Below are 17,402 nucleotides of genomic sequence, written 5' to 3' on the forward strand. Positions count from 1 at the left end.
GGACTTAGCCGATCTGGGTGATTTCGGGACCACGTTCGGGCTCCTCCAAAGTGGTCGCGGCGGGCGGAGGAGTGGTTGAGGCATCCTTGGGCAGCCGCAGCTGCAAGAGGTCGCGCGGCGGCATGGGGCTGTCTCCGCGGACCACCACGACCTGCCGGAACAGGGCCTCGAGCGGCTCGGCGGCCGGGCGTTCCAGCGCCGCGGGTCCACCCAGGACACCGCGCAGGAACCAGCGGGGTCCGTCCACGCCGATGAACCGGGCCACGCGGTAGCCCTGGCTGCCATCGGGCAGCCCGGCCGGCAGCTTGGCCACCAGTTCCGTGCCGAAGGCGCCTTCCACTTCCTCAACCTGTCCGCCCTGCGCGCCCACCGACTGGCCGATCTGTTCCCGGATCTCGTCCCACAGTGTTTCCGTCTTGGGGGCGGCGAAGGCCTGAAGCTGGAGGCTGGAGCCGTTCAGGTCCAGGGTGACTGCCACCACCCGCTGGGTGGCTTCTTCCACCTCAAGGCGGAGCTGGAGGCCCTCGCTCGGGGTGATCAGCAGGGCGCCCAGGTCAACGAAGCCGTCACGGCTGCTGATTTCGGCCTCGTCGAAGGGGCCGTCCTGGCGGCGGGCAGCGGTGCCCGGTTCGCCTTCCCCGTCCTCTGCAATCGTCAGTTCTTCAGCCGGCTGCGCCGGTTCTTCGTTCTTTGCTTTCCTGCCGAGCCCAAAGACCATGGGTGACTCCTTATTCCTGAAATGTGCCAGTTCTGGATGGTGCCGGTGGGACCCGTGGAGGTCCCGCCGTCGTACGTGCTGGCGTGGCAGCGGATGCGTTTGCGGGGTCAGGCCCCAGGAACGGTGAATCCGCCCGTGGACCCGAAGCCGCCCGTGCCGCGCACGGAACCGCTCAATTCGCTGACAGGAATGAACTGGGCGTACTCAACCCGCTGGATGACCATTTGGGCAATTCTATCGCCGCGCCGCAGCGCTATCGGCTGGGACAAGTCGGTATTCAGGAGGGTCACCGAGATCTCGCCCCGGTAGCCCGCGTCCACGGTGCCTGGAGCGTTGACAATGGTCAGGCCGTGCTTGGTGGCGAGGCCCGAGCGGGGGTGGATCAGCGCCACGAAACCCTCCGGCAGCGCAATCGCGACGCCGGTGGGAACCAGCTTGCGCTCCCCGGGGAGCAGGACAACACCTTCGCGGGCACGCAGGTCCGCGCCGGCGTCACCCGGATGTGCGTAGGTCGGCGCTTCCAGGTCCGGATCCAGCATTTTCAACTGGACCTGGAGGGTGGGAACAGCAGGCGCTGGCAATGCTGTGTCCGGGGCAATGTCTACCGTGGCGGGATGATCAGTCACAGTCACTCACTCTAACCCGCGCCCACGGAACAGTCCTAAGGAACCCGTGGCGGGCGGACCTCCCGGCGGCCCCACCCAAGGTGAAATAGCGGGCCAAAGGTGGAAAGCTTGGCCTATGCCCGAATCAAGCTCGCCCGCGTCCGTTCCCAGCACACCCTCCGCCGGGGCACCCGTCATCTACCGGGAGAAGCTGTGGCCCAACGCCTGGATCTGGGTCATCGCTGCCGGTGTTTCTGCAGCAGGCATCCTGGTCTTCGCACCTATCAGCATGGCGGCGGGCTACACAGCGGCATTGATACTGCTGGCCATCATTACGGCGCTCCTTGTCCTTTCCACCCCCGCCATTACCGTCACGGCGGATGCCCTCACGGTTGGACGGGCCACCATCGAACGCCGGTTCGTGGGAAGCGTTCAGCACTTTGAAGCCGGCGAAGCGACGGCGGAACGCGGCACCCGGCTCAACGGCCTGGCCTACCTTTGCATCCGCGGCTGGATCGATCCCGTGGTGAAAATCGAAATCACGGACCCTGCCGACCAAACCCCCTACTGGCTGGCTTCCACCCGGCATCCGGACAAGCTGACGGCCGCCCTGGCCACGCCATAACGCTGCCTTCACTCCACGTCCGGGCCCGGATCCGGCGGAAAATCACGGCGCGCCCTGTTCCTTGAGCCAATTCAGCGCTGCCGGGTGGCAGAGTTTCGATTGATAGTAATGCCAGGGTGGAGGATTTTGTATGCAGGATCTACGGCTTGTAGGCGTGCACGACGACGGGACACATCTCCTGTTGAGCGGGGCCGGCGGCGAGATGTTCCAGCTGCCGATCGATGAAGCCCTCAGGACGGCCAGCCGGTCCACGGCCAAACCGCGGATGGAGCGGCCAGCCGTTCCGATGTCTCCACGGGACATCCAGGCCCGGATCCGTGCCGGCGCCACCGCTGCCGACGTAGCGGAACTGTCCGGCATGCCGCTGGCCAAAGTGGAGCGCTACGAGGGCCCGGTCCTTGCTGAGCGCGAGTACGTTGCACAGCAGGCACGGAAGGTTGAAGTCGCGGCACCCTCCCCCGGCCATGACGCATTCCGGTCCGCGTTTGGCGACAACCCGGCAACCCTGGACGACATGGTGGCCCACCGCCTCTCTGCGCATGGCATCGACCCCGCCACCGTGGAATGGGACTCCTGGCGGCGCCAGGACGGCACCTGGACAGTCTCGGCAAACTTTGAGGCAAAACCCGGCGGGACCACCGGCATTGGGGAAGAGCCGCCTGCGCTCTGGACCTTCAGCCCAGGACGCAAGTCGCTGCAGAACACCAACCGCTGGGCCCAGCAGTTGAGCGAACTCGAACCGTTGGATGGCCCCGTTCCGGCCCGCCGCCTCACTGCGGTTTCCGACCGCCCGTTCGATTTTGAAACTGACGCGGACAGCGCAAAGGCATCTCCCGGCAGCCAGGGTCCTGCCCAGGACCCCGGGAAGGAATCCGACGGGCTCCTGGACATGCTCCGGTCACGGCGCGGCCAGCGGCTGGGTGTGGACGAGGATTCGGACGACGCCCTGGCGCTGCTCCTGGCGCACGGCGTACCGGCTGCCCACCCACGGCCTTCCGAGGTGGTCGCCGAGGCGCCGGCCGAGCCGGAACCGGAAGAAACCGAACCACAGGACGGGCCGCAGGAAACACCGGCAGCGCAGGGTGATTCGTTCATCCGCCGCCGGGATGCGAGGCCGTCGATGTTGTCCCGGCTGAGCCTGCTTCCGCCGCACCGGGATGGCAACGACGACGCCCTGCGGCTTCACGACGGCGTCAGCACCGACACCCGGGAAATCACCATTGCGGCGTCCCCACAAAAGCCCTCCGGTTCCGCGCCTGCTGCCGGATCCGGCAATTCCGGCGGGGCCGGCCTGGATGAACTGCTGGGCAGCAATCCCCGCCGTCCGGCACCCAAGCAAAACGATGCGTCCCCCTCCACCGGGCAGTTGCCGGAGACCGAAGCCCCGGAGCGCCCTGCCCGGCCCAAGCGTTCCAGTGTCCCGTCCTGGGACGAAATCGTGTTCGGCACACGGAGCGATTAGGACCTTTCCTTCGTCCCGTTCCCGGGGGTAGTTCCTGCCACTGCTGCATGTTAGGCTCCCCGCACCCGATCGGTCAGAAGCTGCACCTACCCCTGGAGGTTCGCTGTGCCGGACACCACCTGCCACATGTCAATGTCCCTGGACGGGTTCGTCGCCGGGCCCGACCAAAGCCGCGAGAACCCGCTGGGCAAGCGGGGGCTGGAACTCCACGGCTGGCACATCGGCGATCCCCGCGCCAATGAGGCCAACGGGATCGCGGCTGATTGGCTGATGCGACCGCGGGGCGCCTACGTGATGGGCCGGAACATGTTTGGTCCGGTCCGCGGGGACTGGGACGAGGAATGGAGTGGATGGTGGGGCCCCGAGCCGCCTTACCATGCACCGGTGTTCGTCCTTACGCATTACCCGCATGATCCGATCCAGATGGAGGGAGGGACAACCTTCCACTTCGTCACTGACGGCTTCGAGGCGGCGTACGCTGCGGCGCTCGATGCGGCCGGCGGCAAGGGCGTTGATATTGCGGGAGGGGCGTCCACGGTCCGGCAGGCATTGGCGGCTGGGGTGGTTGACGAACTGACCCTCGACATCGCACCAGTGCTGCTCGGATCAGGTGAGCGGATCTTCGATGGGATTGCGTCCTTCGATTTCGAACCCGTTGAGGTGCTCCACTCTCCCCTGGCCACCCACATCCGCTACCGCCGGACGCACCAGTAGCTGTCAGCGTTGCTTAGCCGGCGGCCCGCTGCAAGCGGGTGCATCACACGGCAAGGTACTGGACGAGGGCATCTTCCAGAAGGCTCTGTTCTCCATGTCTGTTGCCGGCCCCGGGCAATAACCCGGACGGCCACCCCTTCGGCCAGTGGGGTGGTTCCCAGTCCTGGTGTTCGCCGGCGTAGTGCCGGCCTGTGGGTGAAGTCCAGCCTGGTGGTTCGTTCTTGGTGGCGGGGGTGGGTTTCCAGCCGGTGGTGTGTCGGAGTTTGTGGTGTTTCGGGCAGGGCTGTCCCAGGTTGCGGATTCCGGTGGTGCCGCCGTTGGCCCAGGCGAGGAGGTGGTCGGCCTCGTTGTCGAGGGAGTGGTTGCTGCAACCGGGGAACGGGCATTTGGCGTCCCGCATCCTTAGCCAGGCTCGCATGGCTTTCGTGAGGCGGTAGCTGGTCCTGCCGATTTCCAGCGGCGCCCCGTCCCGCGGGTCCACCAGGACCCGGTGGAACGACTCACTGCCGCCCGCAACCAGGTCCCTGGCCATCGAAGCCGGGATCGGCCCGTACCCGTCCAGCATTGCCGGTTCACCGGTCACGCCCAGCAACGAGAACACGGGAACGGTGACCAGCACCTGCGCCCTTATTGATGTCGGCGGGACATCGGTTTCTTCAACGCTGCCGGCCGCGGTACCACTGGCGTCCGTGCTGGCGGGAATCCCGCTGCCCAGAACCGCGGACGCGAACAGGTCGGCGCGGAGTTGGGTCATGGTCCGGGTCTCGTCCGGGCCCTGCAGGGACCGGGCCTCGGCGGTAAGCCGGTTCCAGCCCGCCACCGCCTTATCCGCGGGCAGGCACGCGCTAAGCCAGGCCATCCCGTCCCGGTCAGGCCGGAACTCCACCCGCCGCTCCACCACCCCCTGGGCGTGCCGCGTCTCGATCGACTCCGCATGGTGGCGTTCCCGCCACGTCCGTGCCTTGGCCCGAAACCGGTGCGCCGGCAACTCCCCGACCGGGCAACCCCGCGCACCATCCGGCACTCCAGGGTCCAGGAAATGCGCCTCCAACGCCGCCGCCCCGGCAGCATCCAGGCCACCGGCTTCATCGGCCATCACCACCGCGTGCTGCCACGAAACCGTCCCGGCCCGCAACGCCGCCAACGTCAGCGGCAACCCGGCAGTCAAGGCATGGGAGGTGGCCAGGAACGACCCCGCGGCCCGCGGCCCCAACACCAACACACACCCGATCTCCGCCGCGACCGCCATCTCCTGCGCCACCACCGGCACATCCGGACCCGCAACGGCACAAGCAGACTCCGAATACTTCACCGCCGCCTTCGCCTTCAACGCCGCGAACCCGGCCTCCACCTCCCGCGCACCAGCCAGAACATCCAGGCACCCATCCGCCAAACCAGCCAGAGGGTCAACCGCAGAAAACGGTAAGGAGCCTTGGCCGTCAACCTCCGCGTTCAGCACGGCGAGGGCAGACCTGATGTCCGCATAAGCCTTGGCCACCGCTGCTGTCCCCATAAAGCCATCATGACAAGGGGGTCTGACAATTACACGGGCATCATCGGAGTAAATCAGCCGACGGGGTCACGGGGGTCAGGTGGGCACCGTAGCCCTGTGTTTCGACTTCGCCGGACAGCCCTACGCATTTTGGGTCTGCTTCCCTAGATCAATACCAACCGTGACAGATCGGTCCTGGCGCCGCTATCCGTAGCAGGGAAACCATGTTGAGCGCCTCAGCCAGGGCCCGCCGGCGTGCAGACGGGACAGACTCCCCCGGTACCTTTGAAGCGGCCCCCAAGCAAACATCGGCGGGTCCATCGTGGAACTGCTAACGGGTCTCGAGGAGGACCAGACCAGTGCGATGGTATGTAGCGTTTAGGGCACCTTCACCGGGCATTTTTGCGGGCCGGGTATACGGGACACCCCAAACTGCGCGCCTGCAACACCGCACGTCAGAGCAAGGTCATAGCGGTAAGGGACCGGCTTACGGGACAGTTAGCGGGCGGCCCCCTTACGGGACAGCGACGGCCGTTACGTCAGCCGCGCGTACCTGCAAGATGGGCGCGAGCGAGCGGAGGCTCCTGTTTGATGCGTACCGACGAGCCGGCATATCCGAACACATAGATTCTGCTGTGATTGAGTAGCTCTATGAATGACTATTCGACCGGTGGAGCAGTTTGGTTCGCCATCGCCTTAATAAATGCCGGGTTGGCTGAACAGAAAAACCGCAGCAGGATCGTATGGTTCCTCATTTCCGTCTTCATCGGCCCTTTCGCCACACTGTTAATCGTGGTGCTCCCGCCACCGAAACCGGTCCCGAAAGTCAGCTATGGGCAAGCGCGTCGGCAATGATGTGAGCCCTAGGGTGAAAGGCTCAGCGTCGCACCCCGACGAAAGATCCCGAAGGCTTGCCACCTCTGGACGCTGCACTAATCCCGGGTGGTCCGTAGGGGATCGGCATACGGACAGACTGATCGAGACCGGAGAGCCGACATTAGGACGGCCACTTTGGGCTAGTCTTTGGCCATGTCAGACGACGCCGCCCGTCGAGTCATCCGCCTGTTCCCTGACTACGGGCACCGGTGGCCACTTTGGGAGAACAGCACCCCCGGCAATCCGAGCAAATACACGATGGAGCCCGCAGACTTCGGACTGTCAGACAACCTAACTGACCGACTCCGTGCCTGGTACGACGCTTGGGATGTCGAGAATCTTTATGAGAACGGTTGGAGTTCACGAACCAAGGAATTGGCCTGGAAGGCTGAAGGCGCACTTATCGCCGAGCAACTTCGGGCAGAGGTCAAGGCATTCGCGGATGTGGAATACAGCGAGTAGCTGCCTCGACACCGCAGGTGCGTTGCAGTGAAGGATCCCTTACGGGACGCACCGGACCAGCGTGGGCGGCGCTAATCTGATGAATAGACGGTTCAGTTTGCCGTACCAGTTTTCGGGCGCAAAGGAGATGCCGAGGTGGTCGAACGCCAGATGCTAAATGTTCCCGATCTGGTTGGGCAGCCTGTACATATCGCACAGGAGACTGCGGCGAACCTTGGGTTCGGTCTCGCAGCCGGGGACCCTGATGGTCCAGGCCTTCGCTCGCGCACGTGGCCAGGGCTATTCTGGGTGACCTCCCAAGATCCTCCGGCGGGATCGGTCCTATCGCGGGGAAGCCAAATTCAGATCACCTTCGTTCAGGACGGTCAAGCACGAAGCGACGTGCCGGAGCAGACGGGCGGGCCGACCCCCTCATTGCAAACTCATGCGGAGGGCGACACGGAGTCGTGAGTTGTCCGGTGAGGGATCCCCTTACGCGACACCAGGAGCCACCACAAAAGGGCACCGTCACCAACCACCGCGAGAGCGAACCCTTCAGTCTCTCAACCTCTACTCCCCGGCCCGCGGCTCTCGCCCGGCCCGCCCGATCCGTGCCAGAGGCAGGCATCGACCTCGAATGGCAGCAACTGGTCCTGCTGTGCCATCAAGGACGCTCCGTGCGCCGTCACGCGCCGCATGAAATGGCGGCGGCATAACGTCTCGTAACCCACCACGGGTACGTGCCCGGCCTCAGGGGCAGCAGCTTCCATCACCATGTCCACGTCGCCCACCACCACCTGCGCACCTTCGGTGACCATCACGCCGTCGACCGTCCTGGCGTTGTGCGTAGCCCGTCGGCCGCACCAGCACAGCGCCTCCACCTGGAGCACCTGCACCCGGTCGGCGAGCTCGATCAGGCGCTGGGAACCGGGGAACAGCCGGGTGCGGAAATCAGCGGTGATGCCGAACGCGAAGACATCGACGTCGATCTCGTCCACTACCTTGGCCAGCTGCTCCACTTGTTCGGGCGTATAGAACTGGGCTTCGTCGCAGATCAGGTAGTCAACCCGCTGGCCCCGGGTGCGGCGCAGCATGACTTCCTCCCAGAAGTCGGTGCTGTCCAGGACCTCCACGGCATCCGTCTCCAAACCCAGGCGGCTCGAGATCCTGGACTCGCCGGCGCGGTCATTCCGGCTGAACCGGACGCCGCCACGGCCGCGGGCCCGGTGGTTGTAGTCCATCTGCAGGGCCAGGGTGGACTTCCCGCAGTCCATGGTGCCGGAGAAAAAGATGAGCTCAGCCACGCCGCCGCGTCCTTCCTTCAGCAGTGAAGCACAGCAGCGGGACTTCCCGCTCCGCCTTGGTCAGCGAGCCGTGCTGGCCCACCACCTCCATGGCAGTTGGCCGCATGCGCCGTCCGTCGTAAAGCGCGACGGCGTCCCGCGCCGCGATCATGACGTCACCAATCCTGCCCTCAACAGCGGGCCGGACGTCAGCACCAAAGAGTCCTCCCGCGATGGCCTCCCCGCGGGTAAAGGCCCAGATCCGGGTGCCGAACCGCGCCTTCCAGGCCGCCAGCAGCCGCTCCGCGCCGCCGTCCGACAGGTGGGTTTCCTCGAGGTACAAGTGCACCATCCGTGGTTCCCCTGCCGTGTGGCGGACGCCCTGCACCAGCGCGGGGTCGGTGGAAAAGTCGATCCGCTGCGGTTCGTCGACGTCGAGCATGCCGTGGTCTGCCGTTAGCAGGATGGTGGTGCCCGCGGGAAGGGTGGAGTTCAGGCGCTTGACTGTGGCATCGAGCTCTTCGAGCTGGTGCTCCCACTGTTCCGAGCGGCAGCCGTAGCGGTGGCCGGCCTTGTCCAGGTCGTTGACGTAGAAATACATGAGGGCCGGGCCGGGTGCCGCCATGGTTTCGGCAGCGGCGGCCGTCCGGGCGTGAGCTGTTGTCCCTGGAATAAACCTGCCGCCGCGGAGGGCGGCCCGGGTCATCGGCGAGCCGTCGAACTGGGAGAGGCTGACGGTGCTGACGTCCACCTGGCCGGCAATCCGTTCAAACACGGTGGGAAAGGGCTGCCACGCTGACGGATCCACGCCGGGATCCCAGTTCCCCAGCAGGTTGACCACCTTGTCCTGGCCGGGGTCCAGGACATCGTAGCCCACCATGCCGTGCTGGCCGGCGGGAAGCCCGGTCCCAAAGCTGGAGAGGGCCGCTGCGGTGGTGGAAGGGAAGGCGGAGTCCAGCCACACCGGGACGTCGCCCTGCCCGGCCTGCAGCACAGAGCGCAGGAAGGGTGTGTGCGCGGATTTCTGCTTGAGGAGGTTCCGGCCCAAGCCGTCCGCCAGGACCACGCACACCCGTGAGGCAACCGGGAGTCCAAGGGTGTTGCTGAATCCGTCCACGCCAAGGCTTGCCGCTGCGCTGGTCAGGACCTCGGCGATGGAGCGGTGCCCGTAGGCGGGAGCAGGCGGAAGGTCGGGAATGCGTCCAGTGGTTACTGCGGCTTGGTGGCTGTCGTCGGGCATCAGCGCTGCTGGTGCCCGCGGCTGAGCCGGTTGCCGAACACCCCGGACCGCGGCCGCGGCCCCATGGACTGGGCGTGCGATACAGGAGCGGCGGAACCGGTGTTGACCGCACGCAGTGCCCGGGCAAACAGCTTGGCGTCCTGTACGGCCTGCAGTCCGTCCGCCTCGGCGCTGATGCGCAGCACGATGTCCTCCTGCGCAATGGTTCCGGTGTAGCCATGGTCGGCCTCGCACTGCGGATCGCCGCAGCTGGCGGGGCCCATGTCCAGCCGCTGGCCGCCCGACCATGCGATGGACAGCGTCAGCTCCCGGACGGGGTCGGAGGGCTTGTAATCCTGCGGCTGCGCGTACATGTAGCTGAGCACCACAGACCGGATCTGGGCAACGGGAACGGACTCGGTGGAGATCTGGGCCACGATCTGCTCCCCTGCCTCGTCCAATTGCTGGTCGTCCACATGGGTGATGACCAGCATGTCCGCGGTCAGGACCAGGACCGTAATGTGGCGGCGCACTTCTGCCCGGTCGAAGTGGGTTTCCAGGTGCACCAGGTGGGCTACGCAGTCCCGTCCGTCGAGTGCATCGTCAACGACGTCCGACACCAGGCGCGGGTAGAAGCCGGCCTTTTGCAGCGCGTCCTCCAGGCTTTGGCCCTGGACTCCGTGGTTGTGTGAGCTGTGCTGGCGGACTGCCTGGTTTTCGTTGCCGGGCGTTTCGGGCGCCGAAGCGGAAGGCTGGAAGCTCATGCCCCCATTTTCACAGATCGTCCGGTCACTTGCTAACCGCCTCAGCCCAGCATCGCCCGGCGCGCGCTGTCCGTGCGCTGCGCAGCGTTGCCAATCCGCACGTCGGCGGCAAGGATGGTGGCACCCGCCGGGCCGCACAGGACAGGGTTGAATTCCACCAGCGCAATCTCCGGATGGTTGTCCTTCATCCACGCCAGCCGGCCGGCAAGATCCTCCAGGGCCTGCACGTCGACGGCAGGCAGGCCCTGGTAGCCGAAGAGCTTCCGGGACGCCCTGGGCGCGCGGATGAAGTCGTGGACGTTCGCTGCGGAGAGCGGTGGAACGCGGTGGGCCCAGTCGTCCAGGAGGTTCACGGCGTCACCGGCAAGGCCAAAGGAGATGACAGGACCCAGCAGCGGGTCCTCGATGGCCCGGAAAGTGCACGCCTGGCCCACCGGGGCCATGGCCTGGACCTCGAGCGCCGGGTTTCCGTAGGCGGCGAGCGCACGCCGCATCTGCAGCACGTTCAGGCGCAGCGATTCGGCGTCCTCGATGCCAAGCCGCACGCCGCCAAGGTCCAGCCTGTGCCGGAGGGCGGGCTCGGTGGTCTTGAGCACCACCGGCCAGCCCAGCGAGTCGGCGGCGGCAACGGCTTCATCCGGGGTGGTGAACGGTGCCGAGGGCAGGACGGAAATGCCGTAATGGCCCAACAGTGAAGTCGTTGCCGCCGGGTCCAGTTGCTTGAGTTGCTCGCCGCTGACGTCCGCCAGCAGTCCATCAAGTTCAGCCGCCGCCTGGCGGGGGTCGCAGCCGTCGGGTTCCACGAAGTGCCCATGGTCGCGCGCGGCCCATTCCGCGTAGCGGACCACGGCAGCGAGGGCGGCCACGGCTGCACCGGGATTGGAGAAGCAGGGAACGGTGCAGCCTTCCGTTCCCACCAGGCCCTCCACGGTGATGGTGGGGTCCAGGATCCCAGTGAACGCCGCCACTACCGGTTTCCCGGCTGCTGCGGAGCATTCCGCGAGGACTTCAGCCACGGCGTCGACGGTCAGGCCGCGCGCGGGCAGCAGGGCGGCGACCGCGGCGTGCACGGCGTCGGAGGCCAGGGCATCCAGGAGGGCCTTCCGGAGCAGGGGCAGGGCCACGGACTGGCCGGCGTCGAGGTCGAGTCCGGAGACCACCTGCGCCACTCCCAGCCCATGCGCGGCCGCACTGTCCGCCACCACGTTGCCCAGGGCCTGGGAGTTGCTGAAGATGGCGACGTCGGGCCCGGCAGGGAGGGGCTGGGCTGATACCACCTGTGCCACGTCCACCAGCTGTTCAACGGTTTCGACGCGGATCACCCCGGACTGGCGCAGCATGGCGTCGAGCGCTCCCGCCGGCGCCTGCGTGGTTCGGACGGCATGCCCCGGCGGCAGGCGGAGCCCCATGGTGTCGGATTTGGCCACGATGACCGGTTTGGTGCGTGCCAGCCGCCGTGCGATGCGGGAGAACTTGCGCGGGTTGCCGATCGACTCCAGGTACAGGCCCACGGCCGAGGTGTCGGCGTCGTCCTCCCAGTACTGCATCATGTCGTTGCCGGAGACGTCAGCCCGGTTGCCTGCCGAGAGGAGGCTGGACAGGCCCAGCTTCCGCCGGCTCGAGGCGGCGTACAGCGAGACGCCGATGGCCGCCGACTGGCTGAACAGGCCCAGGCTCCCGCGCAGGGGCATCGTCGGGGCCATGGAGGCGTTCAGGGACACGTCCGGGTGGGTGTTGGCGATGCCCAGCGAGGCCGGCCCGATCACCCGCATCCCGTTGGCCCTGGCCTGCCGCACCAGGGCGCGCTGGCGCAGCAGGCCGCGCTCGCCGTCGTCCGTAAAGCCTGCGGAGGCGATCACCACACCCTTGACGCCGGCCGCCGCACACTCCTCCACCACGCCGGCGACCTCCTCGTAGGGCACCGCGATGATGGCCAGCTGGACCGGCTGGGGCACCTCGGAGAGCTTGCCGTAGGACAACATGCCCGCCAGTTCCAGCGCCTCGGGATTGATGGCGTACACCGGGCCGTGGAAACCGCCCTCGATGATGTGCTCCAGCAGCTGGTAACCCACGGTCCCCCACCGGCGGCTGGCACCGATCACGGCAACGGACGACGCCGCCAGCAACTCCCGGACGCTCCTCGCCTCAGCGCGGTGCTCGCGGGATTCCATCACGGCACGGGATTTCTCGGTGGGGTCAATGTTGAACTCGAGGCTGACGACGCCGTCGTCGAAGTGGCGCTTGACGTCGTAGCCGGCGTCGGAGAAGACCATCAGCATCTTGCGGTTCTCCGGCAGGACCTCGGCGGTGAACTTCCGGATGCCGTTTTCGTGCGCTGCGGCGGCAAGGTGCTCCAGCAGGATGGAGCCGATACCCCTCCCCTGGTGGGAGTCCGCGATGTTGAACGCGACCTCTGCCTCGGTGGGATCGCTCAGCCGGTCATAGCGGCCGATGCCGATGATTTCGCCGCCGATGGTGATGACGAACGCCACCCGGTCCTTGTAGTCCACCTCGGTGAACCGCTTAAGCTCCTTGGCGGACAGCCGGGCCTTGAACGCAAAGAACCGCATGTAGATTGAATTCTGCGACTGCCCGGTATGGAAGGCCTGGACGGCGTCCGCGTCCGACGGGTGGATGGGCCGCAGATGCGCTGTCCCGCCGTCACGCAGGACGACATCGGCTTCCCAATGTTCCGGATATTCGCCGTCCCCGGGCTGATCCACCATAGGCTTAGCCTAGCCAAAAACTATCGCAGCACACCCCAAGGCTGCGCAGTAACCGCAGAAGGATTCACCAAACCCCATGGCCCGCCGGCAAAGTTCAAAACCCATCGTGGACGACAGCTACACGGAAAACATCGTCGATATCGACGTGACGTCCGAAATGCAGGGCTCCTTCCTGGAGTACGCGTACTCGGTGATCTACTCCCGGGCCCTGCCGGATGCCCGCGACGGGCTTAAGCCGGTCCAGCGCCGCATCCTGTACATGATGAGCGACATGGGACTGCGCCCTGACCGCGGCCACGTCAAGAGCGCCCGCGTGGTGGGCGAGGTCATGGGCAAGCTGCACCCGCACGGCGACGCCGCCATCTACGATGCCATGGTCCGCATGGCGCAGGACTTCTCCCTGCGCTTGCCGCTGATCGACGGGCACGGCAACTTCGGCTCGCTCGACGACGGCCCGGCAGCACCGCGGTATACCGAGGCCAGGCTGGCTGCGGCCGCCCTCACGCTCACCAACCACCTGGACGAAGACGTGGTGGACTTCGTCCCCAACTATGACAACCAGCTGACCCAGCCGGACGTCCTGCCCGCCGCTTTCCCCAACCTGCTGGTCAACGGCGCCACCGGCATCGCCGTCGGCATGGCCACCAACATGGCCCCGCACAACCTGGTGGAGGTTATCTCCGCAGCCCGGCACCTGATTGCGCACCCCGACGCCACCCTGGAGGACCTCATGCGGTTCGTCCCGGGCCCGGACCTGCCCAGCGGCGGCCGGATCGTGGGCCTGGACGGTATCCGCGACGCCTACGCCACCGGGCGTGGATCCTTCAAGACCCGGGCCAAGGTGGAGATCGAACAGCTCTCGGCACGCCGCACCGGCCTGGTGGTCACCGAACTGCCGTACATGGTGGGCCCGGAGAAGGTGATCGAGAAGATCAAGGACGCCGTCAACGCCAAGAAGCTGACCGGCATCAGCGACATCGTGGACCTGACAGACCGCAAGCACGGGCTGCGCCTGGTGATCGAGTTGAAGAACGGCTTCAACCCGAACGCGGTCCTGCAGCAGCTTTACCGGTACACGCCGATGGAGGACTCCTTCGGAATCAACAACGTCACGCTGGTGGACGGGCAGCCGCAGACGCTGGGCCTGGTGGACCTTTTGAGCGTCTACGTCAACCACCGGATCAACGTGGTCCGCCGCCGGACCGTCTTCCGCCTGGGCAAGAAGAAGGACCGCCTCCACTTGGTGGAGGGCCTCCTGATCGCCATCGTGGACATCGACGAGGTCATCCAGATCATCCGGTCCTCGGACGAGGCCGCGGCGGCCCGTGAGCGGCTGATGTCCATCTACGACCTCACCGAGGTCCAGGCAAACTACATCCTTGAACTCCGCCTGCGGCAGCTAACGAAGTACTCCCGGATCGAACTGGAAAAAGAACAGGACGAACTCCGCCGCGAGATCGCGGAACTGCAGGCCATCCTGGACTCCGAAGAACTGCTCCGCACGGTGGTCTCCGACGAACTCGGCGCGATCGCCGAGGAACACGGCACCCCGCGCCGCACCGTGCTCCTGGAGTCCGAGGCCGTGTCCCCCACCGTCGCCGACGCCGAGCTTGCCGGGGCCAAGAAGGGCAAGGCTGCCCCGCTGTCCCTGGAAATCGCTGACGACCCCTGCTGGGCCATCCTCACCGCGTCCGGGCAGGTGGCACGCACCAGCAACCAGGAACCGCTCGCCGAGGCAGGTCCCCGGAGCAGGCACGACGTATACACCTCGGTGGTCAAGACGTCGGCCCGCGGCGAAATCGCGGCGGTCACCTCGCAGGGCCGGATGCTCCGGCTTCAGGTCATGGACATGCCGGTCCTGCCGCCCGTGGCCGGCCTGCCCAACCTGGCCGGCGGCGTCCCTGCCAAGGAGTTCCTGACCCTGGTGAAGGGTGAAACCCTGGTGGCGTTCGTGCGGCTGGATGAAGTCCTGGCCGTCGGTACCGCCCAGGGCGTGGTGAAACGCGTCCAGCCGGACTACCCGCTGAACCGGGAAGACTGGGAAGTCATCACCCTCAAGGACAAGGACGTGGTGGTGGGAGTCGCTCCCGCCGGCGGCGATGACACCGAACTGGTGTTCCTCACCCGGGAGGCCCAGCTGCTGAAGTTCCCCGCCGCCGTGGTCCGCCCCCAGGGCCGCACCGCCGGCGGCATGGCCGGAATCAAACTCGCCGCCGGTGACCAGGTGATCTTCTTTGGTGCCGTGCAGCCCCAGGATGAGGCCGCCGTCGTGGTCACCATCGCCGGGACCAACGGCGCCCTTCCGGGCACTGCCCCGGGCACGGCCAAAGTCACCGCGTTCTCCGAATATCCGGCCAAGGGGCGCGCCACTGCCGGGGTCCGGTCGCACCGGTTCCTCAAGGGCGAGGACATGCTCCTGCTGGCCTGGGCGGGCCACGGGCCGGCCAAGGCGTCCTCCGCGGCAGGAGTGGCGCGGTCACTGCCCCAGGAGCATGGCCGCCGCGACGGCTCGGGCGTCCCGCTCTCCCAGGCCGTCGAAGCAGTCGGCCCTGCCATGGCGTGGATGGACGGCGGCGCAGCCGGCGACACCGCGGAGTAGTGCCGGCGGCGTGGCCGGCTCAGCCGGCGACGTCCCGGCGCCGGAATCCGGCGACGGCGAGCGCCACCAGCACCGCGATGGTCACGGCAGATACCAGCACACTGTCCCAGGCGGTGCCGTTGCGGAGCGGGTCGTGGGCGATGTACTGGAAGAACGGCGAGACCTTCTGGATCCGGTCAAAAACGTCCACCATGGGTGCCAGGGCATTGACGATGTAGGCCAGGACCGCCAGCACTGCAGGGACGCCGCGGCTGAGCCCGGTCCGACCGGTTGCCGCTGACAACGCCAGGGCGAGCGCCCCGAACACGACGCCCAGGAGCGCCAGGTGCAGCATGGCCGCTGCCACCTTGTCCGCCGGCAGGACCAGGTCCACCAGGTTGCCTTCAAGCACCAGGGACAGACCCATGACGGCCGCCAGCAGGAACGTGCCCGCCACCATGGCGAGGAACTTGTCCACCACCACCCTTCCCCGGCCCACGGGGTTGGCGAGCAGCAGGTCCATGGTGTGGCGGTCCTCTTCCCCGCCGATGGCTCCCGCACCGGAGCTGACGGCGTAGATCAGGACTGCGATGGGACCCATGAAGGACAGCAGTTCCACCTGGATGTACCCGGTGGGGGTGGACAGGTCCGCGCTGGAAGTGGCAAAGAGGGAACGGAAGGCCTCCGGCATCTGCTCGATGAAGGCGCTGATGGAGGGCTGGGACTTCACCGAGGGCCAGACGGCTGCGTACATGGCCACGACAAGGGCCAGGGAGACGGCCCAGGCGACCAGCAGCCTGCCCTGGTCCCGGAGCGTTTTCAGCAGGACGCTAGCCAGCACGGTGCCCCACCGCTCCGGCCGCGCGTTCCGCTGGGCCGGGCGCAGCGCTGCCGTCCGCCCGGTCCATCCCGTAATAGCTCAGGAACGTCTCCTCCAGCGGGGCCTCGGAACATTCGAAGTCCTCCACCTCCCGGGCGCTGACCCGTTTCAGCAGGGCGTCCAGGGCCGATTGCGGGGCGTTGCAGCTCAGGGTCCGGCCGTCCACCAGCACGTCCCGTACCCCGGGGACGCCGGTAAACTCGGCCACGGATACGTCGCCGGCGAATCTGGCCCGCACCCGGTGCAGGGAGCGGGCGGCCAGGTCCTGCAGCCGCTCCACCGCCACCAGTTCGCCGCCCCGGACCACCCCGATCCGGTCTGCGACGCGCTCCACCTCGCCCAGGACATGGGAGGAGAACAGGGCGGACCCGCCGCCGGCCGTGTGCTCGCGCAGGATGGAGTGGAACACCTGCTGCACCAGCGGGTCGATCCCGCTGGTTGGTTCGTCCAGCACGAGCAGCCGCGGCCTGGACATGACCGCGAGGACGATGGCGAGCTTTTGCCGGTTACCGCGTGACAGCGTGCGGGCCGGTTTTCCCAGGTCCAGTTCCAGCCGGTCCGCCACCTCTGCCGCACGCCCGCTGTCGTCCCGGTGCCGCAGATGGGCGCAGTAGGCCACGTGCTGGTGGCCGGTCAGGCGGTCGTAGAGCGCCGGCTCGCCGGGAACGTAGCCCACCACCCGGTGGACGTCCCGGGATTCGCGCCAGGTATCCATTCCCAGGACGGACGCCGTTCCGGATGTGGGCCGCAGCATTCCCATCAGCAGCCGGATGGTGGTCGTCTTGCCTGCCCCGTTCGGACCCAGGTAGCCGAACACCTCGCCGGACCCAATGGTGAGGGTCACGTCGTCGAGCGCCGTGTTCCGGCCGAACCGCTTCGTCAGGCCGGCCAGCTGCACCATGCTTTGCGCGTCCTTGCGCGCTTCCGGGCTCATGCGGCCACGCTAGCTGTATTGACCTGAGAGGTTGATGACGCGGCTGGCCGGTGTCTTACCTTTGAGTGCAGTGTGGGCTCGATGG

The 17,402-nt window shown here is 66.9% G+C and carries 14 protein-coding genes; 5 read left to right on the forward strand and 9 right to left on the reverse strand.

What is annotated here, in order from left to right:
- Positions 1 to 4: 4 nt before the first annotated feature.
- The gene (locus tag PV772_RS11885) at positions 5 to 718 is read right to left on the reverse strand and encodes a DUF3710 domain-containing protein (protein ID WP_141160786.1); all 714 of its coding nucleotides are present in this window, start codon (positions 716 to 718) and stop codon (positions 5 to 7) included.
- Positions 719 to 825: 107 nt separating this feature from the next.
- On the reverse strand, positions 826 to 1,344 hold the full coding sequence (gene dut / locus PV772_RS11890; protein WP_141160787.1) for a dUTP diphosphatase: 519 nt from the start codon (positions 1,342 to 1,344) through the stop codon (positions 826 to 828).
- 115 nt (positions 1,345 to 1,459) lie between these two features.
- Between dut and PV772_RS11895 the strand changes: the two genes are divergently transcribed.
- From PV772_RS11895 to PV772_RS11905, 3 genes are all read left to right on the forward strand, one after another.
- Positions 1,460 to 1,948, forward strand: coding sequence for a DUF3093 domain-containing protein (locus PV772_RS11895; protein WP_141160788.1), 489 nt, complete (start codon positions 1,460 to 1,462; stop codon positions 1,946 to 1,948).
- Between the two features lie 130 nt (positions 1,949 to 2,078).
- Positions 2,079 to 3,410 carry a septation protein SepH gene (sepH, locus tag PV772_RS11900; protein WP_141181279.1) on the forward strand — a complete coding sequence of 444 codons (1,332 nt, stop codon included), beginning with the start codon at positions 2,079 to 2,081 and terminating at the stop codon, positions 3,408 to 3,410.
- Between the two features lie 105 nt (positions 3,411 to 3,515).
- A complete protein-coding gene (locus PV772_RS11905) occupies positions 3,516 to 4,124 on the forward strand; it encodes a dihydrofolate reductase family protein (RefSeq protein WP_347886267.1) in 609 nt (202 codons plus the stop codon).
- A gap of 43 nt (positions 4,125 to 4,167) precedes the next feature.
- On the opposite strand, the gene PV772_RS11910 is transcribed toward PV772_RS11905, so the two are convergent.
- A complete protein-coding gene (locus PV772_RS11910) occupies positions 4,168 to 5,637 on the reverse strand; it encodes a DUF222 domain-containing protein (RefSeq protein ID WP_347886268.1) in 1,470 nt (489 codons plus the stop codon).
- A gap of 1,008 nt (positions 5,638 to 6,645) precedes the next feature.
- Between PV772_RS11910 and PV772_RS11915 the strand changes: the two genes are divergently transcribed.
- Positions 6,646 to 6,954: a hypothetical protein gene (locus PV772_RS11915; protein WP_141160792.1), complete on the forward strand. Its 309-nt coding sequence runs from the start codon at positions 6,646 to 6,648 to the stop codon at positions 6,952 to 6,954.
- A gap of 542 nt (positions 6,955 to 7,496) precedes the next feature.
- Here the strand turns inward: PV772_RS11915 and PV772_RS11920 are convergent.
- The 4 genes from PV772_RS11920 to PV772_RS11935 are packed head-to-tail and all read right to left on the reverse strand — an operon-like array spanning position 7,497 to position 12,925.
- On the reverse strand, positions 7,497 to 8,237 hold the full coding sequence (locus tag PV772_RS11920) for a thymidine kinase (RefSeq protein WP_347886269.1): 741 nt from the start codon (positions 8,235 to 8,237) through the stop codon (positions 7,497 to 7,499).
- Positions 8,230 to 9,456: a nucleotide pyrophosphatase/phosphodiesterase family protein gene (locus PV772_RS11925; RefSeq protein WP_347886270.1), complete on the reverse strand. Its 1,227-nt coding sequence runs from the start codon at positions 9,454 to 9,456 to the stop codon at positions 8,230 to 8,232. The genes PV772_RS11920 and PV772_RS11925 overlap by 8 nt, the downstream gene beginning before the upstream one ends.
- The gene (locus PV772_RS11930; RefSeq protein ID WP_347886271.1) at positions 9,456 to 10,199 is read right to left on the reverse strand and encodes a DUF5998 family protein; all 744 of its coding nucleotides are present in this window, start codon (positions 10,197 to 10,199) and stop codon (positions 9,456 to 9,458) included. Before PV772_RS11930 ends, PV772_RS11925 begins: the two co-directional genes overlap by 1 nt.
- A gap of 41 nt (positions 10,200 to 10,240) precedes the next feature.
- Entirely contained in the window at positions 10,241 to 12,925 is a 2,685-nt protein-coding gene (locus PV772_RS11935; RefSeq protein ID WP_347886272.1) for a GNAT family N-acetyltransferase, read from the reverse strand.
- Positions 12,926 to 13,001: 76 nt separating this feature from the next.
- On the opposite strand from PV772_RS11935, the gene PV772_RS11940 reads away from it, so the two are divergent.
- A complete protein-coding gene (locus PV772_RS11940) occupies positions 13,002 to 15,524 on the forward strand; it encodes a DNA topoisomerase IV subunit A (protein WP_347886273.1) in 2,523 nt (840 codons plus the stop codon).
- Between the two features lie 19 nt (positions 15,525 to 15,543).
- Here the strand turns inward: PV772_RS11940 and PV772_RS11945 are convergent, their stop codons facing one another.
- Together PV772_RS11945 and PV772_RS11950 are read right to left on the reverse strand one after the other, a co-directional pair.
- Entirely contained in the window at positions 15,544 to 16,344 is an 801-nt protein-coding gene (locus tag PV772_RS11945) for an ABC transporter permease subunit (RefSeq protein WP_141160802.1), read from the reverse strand.
- Complete coding sequence (locus tag PV772_RS11950) at positions 16,334 to 17,317, reverse strand: ABC transporter ATP-binding protein (protein ID WP_347886274.1); 984 nt, start codon at positions 17,315 to 17,317, stop codon at positions 16,334 to 16,336. Before PV772_RS11950 ends, PV772_RS11945 begins: the two co-directional genes overlap by 11 nt.
- Positions 17,318 to 17,402: the final 85 nt, after the last annotated feature.

It is taken from the genome of Pseudarthrobacter sp. CC12 (assembly GCF_039907755.1).
GTDB lineage: Bacteria > Actinomycetota > Actinomycetes > Actinomycetales > Micrococcaceae > Arthrobacter > Arthrobacter niigatensis.

Coding starts and splice junctions, on each gene's coding strand:
- PV772_RS11885 (WP_141160786.1), bottom strand. CDS start 718: ATGGTCTTTGGGCTCGGCAGGAAAGCAAAGAACGAAGAACCGGCGCAG.
- PV772_RS11895 (WP_141160788.1), top strand. CDS start 1,460: ATGCCCGAATCAAGCTCGCCCGCGTCCGTTCCCAGCACACCCTCCGCC.
- sepH (WP_141181279.1), top strand. CDS start 2,079: ATGCAGGATCTACGGCTTGTAGGCGTGCACGACGACGGGACACATCTC.
- PV772_RS11910 (WP_347886268.1), bottom strand. CDS start 5,637: ATGGGGACAGCAGCGGTGGCCAAGGCTTATGCGGACATCAGGTCTGCC.
- PV772_RS11915 (WP_141160792.1), top strand. CDS start 6,646: ATGTCAGACGACGCCGCCCGTCGAGTCATCCGCCTGTTCCCTGACTAC.
- PV772_RS11925 (WP_347886270.1), bottom strand. CDS start 9,456: ATGCCCGACGACAGCCACCAAGCCGCAGTAACCACTGGACGCATTCCC.
- PV772_RS11930 (WP_347886271.1), bottom strand. CDS start 10,199: ATGAGCTTCCAGCCTTCCGCTTCGGCGCCCGAAACGCCCGGCAACGAA.
- PV772_RS11935 (WP_347886272.1), bottom strand. CDS start 12,925: ATGGTGGATCAGCCCGGGGACGGCGAATATCCGGAACATTGGGAAGCC.
- PV772_RS11940 (WP_347886273.1), top strand. CDS start 13,002: ATGGCCCGCCGGCAAAGTTCAAAACCCATCGTGGACGACAGCTACACG.
- PV772_RS11950 (WP_347886274.1), bottom strand. CDS start 17,317: ATGAGCCCGGAAGCGCGCAAGGACGCGCAAAGCATGGTGCAGCTGGCC.